The 12,904-nt window shown below is 69.3% G+C and carries 9 protein-coding genes; 4 read left to right on the top strand and 5 right to left on the bottom strand.

From position 1 onward, the window contains the following. Positions 1-112: 112 nt before the first annotated feature. The 5 genes from JK358_RS29545 to JK358_RS29525 all read right to left on the bottom strand — a co-directional run bounded on the left by JK358_RS29545 (position 113) and on the right by JK358_RS29525 (position 5,515). Complete coding sequence (locus tag JK358_RS29545; RefSeq protein ID WP_307817794.1) at positions 113-655, bottom strand: hypothetical protein; 543 nt, start codon at positions 653-655, stop codon at positions 113-115. Positions 656-725: 70 nt separating this feature from the next. After that, a complete protein-coding gene (locus tag JK358_RS29540; protein WP_201954126.1) occupies positions 726-1,100 on the bottom strand; it encodes a nuclear transport factor 2 family protein in 375 nt (124 codons plus the stop codon). Positions 1,101-1,162: 62 nt separating this feature from the next. After that, positions 1,163-2,008 (bottom strand): formate dehydrogenase accessory sulfurtransferase FdhD, encoded by an 846-nt coding sequence (gene fdhD, locus JK358_RS29535; protein WP_201954123.1) that lies wholly within the window; start codon positions 2,006-2,008, stop codon positions 1,163-1,165. Next, a complete protein-coding gene (locus tag JK358_RS29530; RefSeq protein ID WP_201954121.1) occupies positions 2,005-4,305 on the bottom strand; it encodes an FdhF/YdeP family oxidoreductase in 2,301 nt (766 codons plus the stop codon). Before JK358_RS29530 ends, fdhD begins: the two co-directional genes overlap by 4 nt. Positions 4,306-4,957: 652 nt before the next feature. Continuing rightward, positions 4,958-5,515, bottom strand: a complete 558-nt coding sequence (locus JK358_RS29525; protein WP_201954114.1) for a hypothetical protein — start codon at positions 5,513-5,515, stop codon at positions 4,958-4,960. A 154-nt stretch (positions 5,516-5,669) separates the two neighbouring features. Here JK358_RS29525 and JK358_RS29520 point away from each other — a divergent pair, with 154 nt between their 5' ends. From JK358_RS29520 to JK358_RS29505, 4 genes are all read left to right on the top strand, one after another. Further along, complete coding sequence (locus tag JK358_RS29520) at positions 5,670-6,101, top strand: hypothetical protein (RefSeq protein ID WP_201954112.1); 432 nt, start codon at positions 5,670-5,672, stop codon at positions 6,099-6,101. Then, the gene (locus JK358_RS29515; RefSeq protein WP_201954110.1) at positions 6,098-7,183 is read left to right on the top strand and encodes a hypothetical protein; all 1,086 of its coding nucleotides are present in this window, start codon (positions 6,098-6,100) and stop codon (positions 7,181-7,183) included. The genes JK358_RS29520 and JK358_RS29515 overlap by 4 nt, the downstream gene beginning before the upstream one ends. Further along, positions 7,180-9,552, top strand: coding sequence for a serine/threonine-protein kinase (locus JK358_RS29510; protein ID WP_201954107.1), 2,373 nt, complete (start codon positions 7,180-7,182; stop codon positions 9,550-9,552). The genes JK358_RS29515 and JK358_RS29510 overlap by 4 nt, the downstream gene beginning before the upstream one ends. Before the next feature lie 119 nt (positions 9,553-9,671). Further along, the gene (locus tag JK358_RS29505; protein ID WP_201954105.1) at positions 9,672-12,872 is read left to right on the top strand and encodes an FAD-dependent oxidoreductase; all 3,201 of its coding nucleotides are present in this window, start codon (positions 9,672-9,674) and stop codon (positions 12,870-12,872) included. Positions 12,873-12,904 lie beyond the last annotated feature (32 nt).

The following is a 12,904-nucleotide window of genomic DNA, read 5'->3' as shown; positions in this document are numbered from 1 at the left end:
CCTGCCCGGGGATCGCCGGTGATCCCCCGTGGTTCGCCGTTGAACCTTTACTCCGATAATCCGAAATCGGCCTGGGTGCTACACCTGTTACGACGGTGCGGCGCCACGGAATTCATCGGCTTGCGGGCGGTCTGCGGCGCGGAAATTTGACGTGCAGCGGGGCCGGTTCCGGAACCGGGTAGCGCTCCCGCGGGGCGACCAGAATGCAGGCCAGGCCGAGCAGCGGGATGGCCAGGGTCGCCAGCACATTGAGCACCAGACCGAAGCCGGTGACCCCGTCGGCGGGGTGCAGCAGGTGGTAGATGAAATGCGGGACGCCGAAAACGAGCCAGCCGAGACCGGCGGCGCGGGCCAGGACACTGTCGCGATACCAGAGCGCGACGGCCGTGATCGCGCCCAGCGCCAGGAAGAACGCCCCCACGTCGGCGGCGAGATGATGGTTGTACGGTCCGTCGCCGCGCACCCAGCGCATGCCGAGCCCCGGGAAGCTGTTGTACCAGGACTCCGGCGCGAAGGTCGCCCACAATCCGACGAAGAACGCCTGAAAGGTCAAGACCCCCAGGATGATCAGCAGGGTGAGCCAGCGGCGGCGATTGACCTCCAGCCGCATCCGCACCTGCACACCGTCACCGGTGCCGCGCAACGAGATTCGCACGGTTCCTCCCGTCCATCCCGAATCGGTTCGCAATCACCGTAATTCGGCGGACGGGAGGTAACAAGCACCGCTACTGGATGGGTTCCATCTTCAGGTTCTCCGGCCCCCAGTAGGCCCGCATGCTGATGATCTTTCCCTCGTCGTCGAACTCCATGACATCGATCGGGTCCAGCGTCATCCGCTGCCCGCTGAACGTGCCGACCATGGTGAACGACACCGCCGCGTGATTCCCCGCCACCTTCACCGTATGCAGCTCGGTCTCCCGCTCCATGGCCTCGAGCGCCGCGTACAGCTCCCGGATCTTCTCGTGCCCCCGCCGCGGCTCACTCCCGATCGGATCCTCCACCACGGCGTCCTCGGCGTACAGCTGCACGATCTCCTCGGTAGGCCCGGTGGCCACCAACTTCACATACTGTTCGACCACATCGCGGGGCTGCGCTGCCATGAAATACTCCCAAGAAAATGAAACGTGTTTCAGGCGGAGCGTAGCAGTCCGAAGTGTCCGGTTTACAGGGGATGGCTCGCTGAGCGGTCGGCGGCTTCGAGACGCACACGGTCGAAGCCGGAGTAGACGTTCATGGACTCGCCGCGCAGGAAACCGATGAGGGTCATGCCGGATTCGACGGCCAGGTCGACGGCCAGGGAACTGGGGGCCGAGACCGCGCCGAGGGCGGGGATGCCGGCCATGACGGCCTTCTGGACCAGTTCGAAGGAGGCGCGGCCGGAGACCATCAGGATGAGGTCGTGGGCGGGGATGCGGTGCTCGCGCAGGGCCCAGCCGAGGAGTTTGTCGACGGCGTTGTGGCGGCCCACGTCCTCGCGGACGGCCAGGGCTTCGCCGTCGGGGGTGAACAGCCCCGCCGCGTGCAGGCCGCCGGTGGCGTCGAAAACCGATTGGCGGGAACGGAGTTCGCCGGGGAGGGCGGCCAGGATCCGGGGGTCGAGGTCCGGGCCCGCGGCGGGGATGGGGTGGTTGGTCCGGATGCGGACCTCGTCGAGGGCGGTCTTGCCGCACAGGCCGCAGGCGCTGTTGGTGAGGAAGCTGCGGGGTTGGACGGGGACCGGAGCGCGGAGTTGGACGTCGAGGACGTTGTAGGTGTTCTGGCCGTTCTCGTCGGTGCCCGCGCAGTAGCGGGCCGTCACGATGTCCTCGGCGGAGGTGATGATGCCCTCGGTGAACAGGAAGCCGTGGATGAGGTCGATATCGGCGCCGGGGGTGCGCATGGTGACAGTGAGGGACTGGCCGCCGGTGCGGATCTCCAGAGGTTCCTCGACCACGAGGGTGTCCGGGCGCTGCACGACTCCGGCGGGGGAGATGCGCAGCGTCCGGCGGCGGGCGGTGACTCGGCTCATCGGCGGTGCACGTGCCGTTCCAGGCGGATGGTGACGGCCTTCGAGACGGGGGTGTTCGAGCGTTCGGCTACGTGATCCAACGGAACCAGGGGGTTGGTTTCCGGGTAGTAGGCGGCGGCATTGCCGCGCGGGGTGGAATAGCCGACCACGCGGAAGGCCTCCACCCGGCGTTCGACGCCGTCGGTCCACTCCGAGATCAGATCCACCAGATCATCTTCGGCGAAACCGAGCGCGGCGATGTCGTCGGGGTGCACCAGGACCACGCGGCGGCCGTTGTGGATACCGCGGTAACGGTCGTCCAGGCCGTAGATGGTGGTGTTGTACTGGTCGTGACTGCGCAGCGTCTGCAGGATGAGACGGCCCTCGGGCACCGGCAGCCAGCGCAGATCGTTGACGCCGAAATTGGCCTTGCCCGTGGTGGTCCGGAACTCACGCGAGTCACGCGGCGGATGCGGCAACTGGAAGCCGTTGCGCTGCCGGACCTTCGCGTTGTAGTCGGCGCAGCCGGGGACGACATTCGCGATGGCGTCCCGGATCCGGTCGTAGTCGCGCTGGAACTCGGCCCACGGCACCGAATGCCCGGGGCCGAACAGGGCCTGGGCCAGCTCGCAGACGATGGCCACCTCACTGCGCAGATGCGCGCTCACCGGCTTCAGGCGGCCGGTGGACAGGTGCACCATCGACATCGAATCCTCGACCGAAACCTGTTGGCGCGCACCGGCCTGCAGATCCTCGTCGGTGCGGCCCAGCGTCGGCAGGATGAGCGCGGTGCGACCGTGCACCACATGACTGCGGTTCAGCTTGGTCGAAACCTGCACGGTCAGATCGCAGTTGCGCAGCGCCGCCTCGGTCACCTCGGTGTCGGGGGTGGCGGAGACGAAATTACCGCCCATCCCGAAGAACACCCGGCCCCGGCCGTCCCGCATGGCGCGAATGGAATCCACCGTGTCCCAGCCGTGTTCCCGCGGGCTGGAGATGCCGAAGCGGCTGTCCAGCGCCGCGAGGAAAGGCTCGGGCATCTTCTCCCAGATGCCCATGGTGCGGTCGCCCTGCACATTCGAATGTCCGCGCACCGGACACACCCCAGCGCCCGGCTTGCCGATCATGCCGCGCAGCAACAGCAGGTTGGTGGCCTCCTCGATGGTGGCGACACCGTGCACCTGCTGGGTCAAACCCATTGCCCAGCAGATGATCACGGCCTTGGACTCGGCCAGCAGCGCGGCCGTGCGGTCCAGATCCGCGCGGGTGAGGCCGGTGGCCTGCTCCACCACGCCCAGATCCACGGCGCGCATCTGCTTCTCGTATTCGGCGAAACCCGCGGTGTGCGCGTCCACGAAGGCGCGGTCCACCACCGTGCCGGGCGCGCGGTCCTCGGCCTCGAACAGCAGTTTGCCCAGGCCCTGGAACAGGGCCATATCGCCGCCGAGGCGGATCTGCAGGAAATCGTCGGCAATACTGATGCCGCCGGTGAAACCCTTCACCGTCTGCGGATCCTTGAAATTGAGCAGCCCGGTCTCCGGCAGCGGATTGACCGCGATCACCTTGGCGCCGTGCTGCTTCGCCTCGCCCAACGCGGACAGCATGCGCGGGTGATTGGTGCCCGGATTCTGCCCGGCCACGATGATCAGATCGGCCCGCTTGAAATCGTCGATGGTCACCGAACCCTTGCCGATGCCGATCGAGGAGGTCAGTGCGGCGCCGGAGGACTCGTGGCACATGTTGGAACAGTCCGGCAGATTGTTGGTGCCGAAGCTGCGGACCAGCAGTTGGTAGAGGAACGCCGTCTCGTTGGCGGTGCGGCCGGAGGTGTAGAACACCGCCTCGTGCGGGGAGCTCAGGCCGCGCAGGTGATCGGCGATGAGGGCGTACGCCGCATCCCATTCGATGGGGGAGTAGTGAGTATCGCCGGGGCGCAACACCATCGGGTGCGTGAGACGGCCCTGTTGACCGAGCCAGTAGCCGGACTTCTCGTTCAGCTCCTCGATCGAGTGTGCGGCGAAGAACTCGGGAGTGACCGTGCGCAGCGTGGCCTCCTCGGCCACGGCCTTCGCGCCGTTCTCACAGAATTCGGCCGGGCGGCGGGTGCCGGTCGGCTCGGGCCAGGCACAGCCGGGGCAGTCGAAGCCGTGCCGTTGATTCACCCGGGCGAGGGTGCGGGCGGTGCGCACCACACCCATCTCCTCGACCGCGCGCTCCAAGGCCACGGTGACCGCTTCGACCCCCGCCGCCTGTGTTTTCGGCTCGGTGACGGAGAGCGCTGACTCGTCGAAATCATCCTTCGGCGCCGCACGATGCATGGGGACCATTGTCCTCTCCGGAGTGGCGGGTGTCTGGGCCGGTCCTCTGGATCGTATGCCTCGCGAACGGGTCTCCGGATCGGGGGCCGGATCGGGGCATGGCGGGCGCGCCCCCGGGATCGGGGGCTCGGAGCCCATGAACGTGTCGCCGACGCGACGCGATAACAGAGCGGGCCACTCGAGTGGCCCGCTACCCATGTCAACGGAATCCACCGTCGATACCGTCCAACTGTGTAACGCCTGGGTGAGAAATGTCCGCGTCGGGGGACTCGGGACTTACCATCGAGCGAGCGAGGTCACGCCGGATGATGACACGTGCACAGAAAAGTCGGCGTGCCGGCGTGCATGACCGGCATGCGAAACTACTACGCGGCCTTAGATATTCGTGCCGCGCGGTCGGTGCCTTCCTGGCATCGGTCGCCGCGCTGGCGGTCGTGCTCACCCTCACGGTGCCCACCGGAATCGGAGCCGCCGCACCGGAAACCACTGCGCCGCCGGTGATTACCACCGCACCCGCCGCTCCCGTCGAGCCGCCGGGATCGGTCTACACGCAGGAAGTGATCACCTCCCAACAGGTTCCGGGCGACGGCGGCACCCAGGACGGCGGCACCCAGCAGCCCGGCACCACCGGATGCGGAGCATCCTGCGAGTTCTACTGCGACGACGGCACTCTCGTACCACCGAGCGGCGTATGCCCGGACCCGGTGAAATATTGCGACGACGGCACCGTGATGCCGCCGAGCGGCGTGTGCAAGGTGATCGAATACTGCCCCGACGGCAGCGTGAAGACCAGCGACGGCTGCTGGTGCCCGGACGGCAGTGCCATGCCGTCCGACGGTAACTGCTCCAGGCCGGAGCCCGTGTACTGCCCGGACGGGACCACGGTGCCCAGCGGAAGCACCTGTCGATGCCCGGACGGCAGCACGATGCCCTCGGACGGCAAGTGCACCAAGCCGGACGTACGGTGCCCGGACGGAACCACGGTGCCGAGCGGGAGCACATGCAAATGTCCCGATGGCAGCGCGATGCCCTCGAACGGCACATGCGCCGAGGACGTGACGTGTCCCGACGGCAGCACTGTGCCGAGCGGGAGTACATGTAAGTGCCCGGACGGCAGTGCGATGCCGTCGGACGGGAAGTGCGCGACGCCGGAGACGGAGAAGTGCCCGGACGGCAGTCCCGAACCGGCCGACGGGAACTGCCCCGGCACGGGGAACCCAGGTGGCGGGAATCCGGATACCGGGAATCCCGGTGGTAATCAGGGTGGGAATCCGCAGCCCAACCCGCAACCCGACCCGCAGCCGAATCCCGGTCAGCCGCAACCGAATCCGCAGCCCGATACGCCGCAGGCACCGGATACGACCGTGCCCGACACGCCGCGGCCGAATGTCACCACACCGCAGCCGAATACCGGCGGCACGCCCGTCAGCGGCGCAGGATTGCAGTTGGATCCGGTCGCGACCGCACCCGGCGGCGCGGTCACCGCGAGCGGCACCGGCTGCGATCCCCATGCGGCGGTGCAGATCTCGATCGGCGGCACCACGGTGGGGAACACCACGGCCCGCGCCGATGGCGGATTCGACGCGCGGCTCGCCACCGGGGACACCGCGATCGGACACCACCAGGTGACCGCGGCCTGCGGGCGCACGCTCGCGGCGCCGCTGGACATCGTGCTGGTGAGCCGGGTCGGCGGGGCCACCACCACCGCGACCGTCCTGCTGTTCTTCCTGCTCATCGGTGGCTGGTTCTACGGCCATCGGCTGGTATCCCATATTCCGGCTCGGAGGTCCCGATGAACGGCGCGCGCACCCGAATCACTCCGGTCCTGGCGGTCGTCGCCGTATTCCTGTGGGGCGCGGCCCTGTTCGGCTCCGGTACGGCCGGGGCCGCGGGCGGGATCAGCGCCACCGCCACCATCGACGGCAAACCCATCGCCGGAGCCACCGCCGCCAACCCGGTGCGGCTGGATCCGAACAAGGTGACGCCGGTGGTGATCGAGGTGAAGAACGAGTCCGCAGAAGCGGTCACGCTGCGGCGTGTGGATTTCACCGGTCACGTGCTGGGCCTGAACTTCTTCTCCTACTCGACCTCGGTCGAATTGACCATCGCCGCAGGGAAAACCGAGAAACTCACCTACCGCCTCGATCCGGCCGGACTGGACGGGCAGGCCACCGGGCTGATCGGCTCCGACCTCACGCTGATCAACGCCGCTGGAGATCCGGTGACCAGCGTGCACACCGTGGTCGACGTGCGCGGCTCGCTCGCGTCGGTGTACGGGCTGTTCGGCATCATCCTGGCCGGCCTCACCGGCCTGGCCATCGCCGATTCGGCCTTGACCGTTGCGCGGCACCGGCTTTCGGTCAACCGCTGGCAGCGCGGACTGCGCCTGCTCGCCCCCGGCATCGGCCTCGGACTGATGATCGGATTCACCGCCTCCGTAGCCCGCTGGTGGGTGCCCGGCACGGGGCTGTGGCTATCCCTGGCAGGCGTTTTCGCGACGATCTTCTTCCTGGCCGGATACCTCTCACCCACCCCGCAGGACCCCGACGACCTCGGCCTGGACAAGGACGAACTCGCCGCCGCCCTCGCTCTCGACTCCCAGCAGGGACCCCGCGGCACCCGCCCGGACCTCGCCCCGGTCGGCGGGCCGTTCCCAGGCTACGGTCCCGCCGCACCCGATTTCGGGCCCACTCGGGTTTTCGGCAGCGGGGAGGACGAGCCCACCATCCGCACCGGCGGGCATGCCTCACCGACCGTGCCCACCGAGGCCGGGGGTGCGGACAGCGGGCCGCGGTATCGGCATGTCGGCATGGATGATTCGACGCCGGGCGCGCAGCCCGGCGCGCACCGCTACCGGCCCGGGGGAGCTGATCAATGAGTGTGCAGGACCTGAAAAGCACTGATATCGAACGGGTTCGCGCCGCACTGCCCGGATACGAGGTCGGCGGGCAGATCGGGCGCGGCGGGTGCGGGGTGGTGCTGGCTGGGGTGCACCGTGGGCTGAACCGGCGAGTGGCCATCAAACAGATTCCGCCGCAGTTCGCCGATGACATGTCGGTGCGGCGGCGATTCGTCGCCGAGGCGAGAATGATGGCGGCACTGGATCATCCGCACGTGGTGCCCGTCTACGACTACATCGAGCACGACGACATGTGCCTGCTGGTGCTGGAGTACCTGCCCGGCGGGACCGTCGAACAGCGGTTCGTCACAGCGGGTTTCGAGGCGACGGCGGCCGTGGCGGTGGCGCTGTCGTGCGCGGCCGGGCTGGATGTGGCGCACCGGCAGGGGATCCTGCATCGCGACGTGAAGCCGTCCAACCTCATGTTCTCCGGCAACGGCACCCTCAAACTCACCGACTTCGGCATCGCCAAGATCGTCGGCGGCGACGAGACGCTGGTCACCCGGGCGGGTGAAATCCTCGGCACACCCTCCTACATCGCCCCCGAACAGGTACGCGGCCAACAGCTCTCACCCGCCACCGACGTCTACGCCCTGGCCACCATGCTCTACCAGCTGCTGTCCGGCACCCTCCCGTTCCCGCCCGCCGAAGACACCCTCGCCATGCTCTTCGCGCACGCCTACGGCGACCCCATCCCCCTCGACACCGTGGCCCCCGCCATCCCCCAACCCATCGCCGAAGTCGTCATGCGCGGTCTCGCCCCCGAACCCGGCGAACGCTTCGACACCGCCGAATCCTTCGGCGTCGCCCTCGCCGAGCCCGCCGCATTCTGCTGGGGCACAGGCTGGCTCAACCCCGTCGGCATCCCCGTGGTCGGCGCCGACACCATCGTCGCCGCCGCCACGGGCGGCTCCCGCGGCCTCGCCCGCCCCACCCCCTTCACCCCACCCCCACGCCGCCTCCCCGACCCCATGGGCGACACCGCCGATTCCCCCCTAGTCGGCCCCCACTCCCGCGAAACCCAAGGCCGCACCGGAGATTTCACCGGCGGCAACACCCCGCCCCCACACAATGGCACCTTCGCGCCTCCAGGCACGCCCCCGCGCGAAACGCCGCAGCACCCCGGCGCGGAAACCCGTGGGCCGCAGCGTCTCGCGCCGGGCGGGCGTTCGGGACCTGAGAGAGCAGCGGGGGAACCCGAGACGGTGGCCTTCCGGAACATGCGAAGCAGTCACGGCGCACAGGGACCCGGGCTGCCGCCGCCAGCAGGCGGTACGGGGGCGCGCGGAGGCGCACCTGGATCGGGAATGCCGCCAAGAAGTGGGACGCGCGACGGGATGCGCGAGCCCGGCCGTAGGCCAGGGCCGGGAAACGCTTGGGAGCGTGCGGAACTCGAGGGTTCGGCCGGGGAGTACCCCCGCAGTGCCGGAGCGGCCACGGGGCGGGGGCCGGGAGCGCCGCAGGCCGCCACGCATCGGTTCGCGCAGCCGGGGTCGCAGGGGGGTTGGGCTACCGGGCCGATGGTGCGGGTGCGGCCTACGGAACCGCTGCAGCGGCAAGGGGTTCGGTTGGTCGATGTGGAGCGCGGGGATCTGGTTCCAGTGCAGCAGGTGGTGACGTTGCCGCCGCCGCAGGTGCCGTTCTTGGCGGCGGCCGTGCTGGCGGCGTTGGTCGGTGGGGCGGCGGTGCTCGGGATCGGTGCGCCGGAGCGGAATCTGCCTGCGCCGGGGACGGTTCGGATCGCGGGCGTGGACCCGGCGGCGGGTGGGGCGGTGGAGTTGGATGTGGCGAAGCCGGTGGCGATCACGGTCAGTGGGATCGATGCCGATGCGGCGAGGCTGTCGTGGAATGTGCTGGGACAGCGGGTGGGTGGCACGGAGACGCCGGTGCGTGCCGGTGCGGACACCGAAGTGCCCGCGCCGTTGAGCCCGTATGTGATCGCGGGCGATCTGACCGGAGAACTCACGCTGTCGCGCAATGGGGCCGAGGTCGGCTCGTATCGATTCGATGCGCGGACCACGCAGCGGCCGGTCACCACGGCCACGGCGGCCGGGGTGCTGTTGCTGGCGCTGTTCGCGCTCGCGTACGCCGAATCCAATGCGCGCAGCCTGCGGCACGGCAGTGCGCGGTTCGCCGCCACCGTCGGTCTCACCGTCTCGGCGGGACTGCTGGGCGTGGCCGCCTTCGGCGTGGCCTGGATTCTGCTCGGGCGCGAACCCACCATCACGGCACTGATCGTCGGCGCGGTGGGCGGTGCGGCGGCCGGGTTCGCACTCGCCGCGGGATGCCGTCGCGTCGGCAAGCGCTACCGGTATGTCCGACTGCACCGGCAGCGCGAATCCGTCTGAGCCGCCCGCACTCGTGCCGCGCGCGGAAACCGGTGTGCACAGTGTTGCGGTAAGCGGTGTTCAGGCCGATAGGCAGAGGGGGACACCACAGTCGGAGACCGGGGGACGGAGAGCGCGCGATGGTGGGGCAGCCACTGATCGAGATTCGCGAATGGGGGCGACCGGTACGTCGCCGCGTACTCGACGGACCGGTGATCTTCGGACGGGACGGGTCGGGTGAAGTGCTCGCCGACAACGGGGTGTCGCGGCGGCACCTGCGGCTCGTGCCCACACCCACCGCGCTGTCGGTGGTGGACCTCGGCAGTCGCAACGGCACCACCGTGAACGGAGTGCCGCTGTCGGGACGGCATGTGCTGGCGACCGGGGACGTGGTGCGGCTCGGCAAGACCGAGATCATCGTATTGCACACGCCCACGGCGGAATCCGCGCCGGACCTGTCGCAGACGCATCGCGGGTCGACCGGGGCGGATACGCCGCCACCACCGCCGGGCCGGCAACTGCCGTCCAGGGCACTCGAATTCGCGAACCGAGTACTCGGCATCGATCCGAGCGGGGAACGAAATCTGTTCCCCGCCTTCACCGAACTGACCTCGAGCGTGCCGCTGCGGGTGTGGCAGGCGATCCGGTTCACCACCGTCGTCGGCTATCTCGCGCTGATCGTGCTGCTGTTCACCCGCCCCGCCGCCGGACTGTTCTGGTTCTTCCAGGTGATCGTGCTGATCCTGCCGGGACTGTTCCTGATCGCACCGGGGCTGTGGCGCAACACCTGTCCGTTGGCCGCCACCAACCAGGCACCCCGCCTGTTCGGGTTCACGCGGGCGCTCACGCCACCGGAATGGCTGCGGGAGCGCGGATATCTCCTCGCCGTCACCCTCTTCGCGGGCTTCGTCGCCGCCCGCCTGGCCGGACTCGACCGCAGCGGCGTGGGCACCGGCCTGGTCCTGCTCGCCGCCATCGCCTCGGCCTTCCTGGGCGGACTCGTCTTCAAGGGCAAGAGCGGCTGGTGCAGCAGCATCTGCCCGCTGTTCCCGCTGCAACGCGCCTACGGGCAGACGCCGTTCGTCACCGTCGCCAACAACCACTGCGAACCCTGCGTGGGCTGCGCCAAGAACTGCTACGACTTCGCGCCGCGCGGGGCCTATCACGCCGATCTGAACAGCGGGGACCGCGGCTGGATCGCGCCCCGGAAATTGTTCGCCGCCGCACTGCCCGGTCTCGTACTCGGCTTCTTCCTGCTCAACGGGCATCGCGACGTGCCGGTCGGACAGCGGTACGCGGTGCTCGCGGTCTTCCTGCTCGCCGCGATCGGCGTGTTCTTCGCACTGGAATCGACGACCTCGCTGAGCCCGGCCGTGCTCACGGCGGGTTATGCGGCGGTGGCTTTGAACATCTTCTACTGGTTCGCCGGGCCGATCCTCGCGGCATCCGCGGGCACGATCACGGGACTGCCGCTGACGTGGCTGCACTGGCCGATCAGTCTCGCGGTGCTGGCGGCCACGGTGGTGTGGCTGGGACGAACCCGGGTGAGCGAACTGCAGTACGCGCTGCACACGGGCGTGCGCACCGAACCGGTGCTGCTGCCGCTGCCGCGTGTGCGACCGAACGGAGCCGAAAAGACCGCCACCACAGCGGCTTCGGTGACCTTCGAACCGGGCGGTACCCGCGTCGCCGCCGATCTCGGCATGAGCCTGCTCGATCTCGCCGAGAAGGGCGGACTGCCGTTGGAGGCGGGCTGCCGGATGGGGGTGTGCGGGGCCGATCCGGTGGCGGTGCTCGACGGCGCGGACCAGCTGTGTGAACCCACCGCCGATGAGCGGAAGACACTGCGCCGCTTGGGATTCGCCGACAATACCCGGATGGCGTGCTGCGCCCGGATCAACGGCGGGAACGTGCGGGTCGCGCTCACACCCGAGCCCGGTACCGGAAACGGTGCTGTCCCGGCCTATTTCGACCGATCCATTGTGAGCGCGGTGGTCATCGGCAACGGTATCGCCGGTGTCACCGCCGCCGATTTCCTGCGGCGCGGGCATCCGGACTGCGAAATCCACCTCATCGGAAGGGAATCGCACGGCCTCTACAACCGCATGGGCATCTCCCGTCTGGTCTACGGGCGCTCCGCCATGCAGGGCCTGCACCTGCTGCCCGACCAGTGGTACGACGACCACCAGATCACCGCCTGGCTCAACACCCTCGCCACCGGACTGGACCTGCGCGCACAGCGCGTGCACCTCGGCACCGGCGATGTGCTGCCCTACGACCGGCTCGTCCTCGCCATGGGTTCCACCGCCGCCCTGCCGAATATCGAAGACCTGGACCGGCCGGGCAGTTTCGTGCTCCGGGAGGCCGAGGACGCGCTGCGCATCCGCGCCTACGCCCAGCAGCACAGCTGCTCCCGCGCCGTGGTGGCGGGCGGCGGCCTGCTCGGCCTGGAGGCGGCATATGCGTTGCGACAGCTGGGATTACAGGTCACCGTCCTGGAGCGCGGTGACCGCCTGCTCCGCATACAACTCGACCCGCGCTGCTCGGCCCTGGTTCTCCAGCATTTCACCCGCGCCGGAATCCGAATTCGGCACCGCGCCGAAACCGTCCGTCTCACCGGCGGGTCGGCGATTCGCCCCGAGGGTCGGCTCGACAGCGGGCCTGCCGAACCGTACGGCCGACCCCGTCCCCGCGCCGGGCACGACCAAACCTCCCGGCTCCCAGCATCTTCCGCCGTCCGCTCCGCGGTCCTGGCCGACGGCACCGTGCTGCCCTGCGACCTGTTCCTCACCGCCACCGGCATCCGCCCCGCAGCCGACCTGGCCCGCCGCGCCGGGCTCCCGGTGAACCGCGGCATTCTCGTCGACGACCACATGCGCACCGCGGCCCCCGGCGTCTACGCGGCAGGCGATGTCGCGGAGCACCGCGACCGTGTCCTCGGCCTCTGGCCCATCGCCGCCGAACAGGCCGAAACAGCCGCGATCAACGCCCTCGGCGGCAACCGAACCCTCCCGGTGGAAACCCCGGCCACCCTCCTCAAGGGCGTCGGCCTGGAACTCTTCAGCGTCGGCCGGATCGACCCGCGTCCCGGCGACGAGGTGATCGTTCTCGAAGTCTCGGCCCTCCCGTCCTACCGCCGCCTGATCATCTCCCACGGCCGCGCCGTCGGCGCGACGATCCTCGGCCACCACCCCGCCGACGTGGCCGCCGCCCAACAAGCGGTTCGCAACCGCATCCCACTCTCCGCATCCGCCCGCGCCGCCATTCGAGCGGGCGACTGGTCGGCCCTGGCCGCCGACCTCGAATTCACCGGCGTGCCGACAATTCCCAGTGGGCAGTAGGCAGGCGGTCGAATTCGGCGAAGACCGCCGGC

The organism is Nocardia acididurans (assembly GCF_016741815.1).
In the GTDB taxonomy this organism is placed as follows: domain Bacteria; phylum Actinomycetota; class Actinomycetes; order Mycobacteriales; family Mycobacteriaceae; genus Nocardia; species Nocardia acididurans.
This window is presented reverse-complemented; position numbering and strand designations above follow the sequence as displayed.

Bases quoted from the DNA above. Each gene is read 5' to 3' on its own strand.
- JK358_RS29540 (WP_201954126.1), bottom strand. From the start codon at position 1,100: ATGGCAGCGCAGCCCCGCGATGTGGTCGAACAGTATGTGAAGTTGGTG.
- fdhD (WP_201954123.1), bottom strand. From the start codon at position 2,008: ATGAGCCGAGTCACCGCCCGCCGCCGGACGCTGCGCATCTCCCCCGCC.
- JK358_RS29530 (WP_201954121.1), bottom strand. From the start codon at position 4,305: ATGCATCGTGCGGCGCCGAAGGATGATTTCGACGAGTCAGCGCTCTCC.
- JK358_RS29515 (WP_201954110.1), top strand. From the start codon at position 6,098: ATGAACGGCGCGCGCACCCGAATCACTCCGGTCCTGGCGGTCGTCGCC.
- JK358_RS29510 (WP_201954107.1), top strand. From the start codon at position 7,180: ATGAGTGTGCAGGACCTGAAAAGCACTGATATCGAACGGGTTCGCGCC.
- JK358_RS29505 (WP_201954105.1), top strand. From the start codon at position 9,672: ATGGTGGGGCAGCCACTGATCGAGATTCGCGAATGGGGGCGACCGGTA.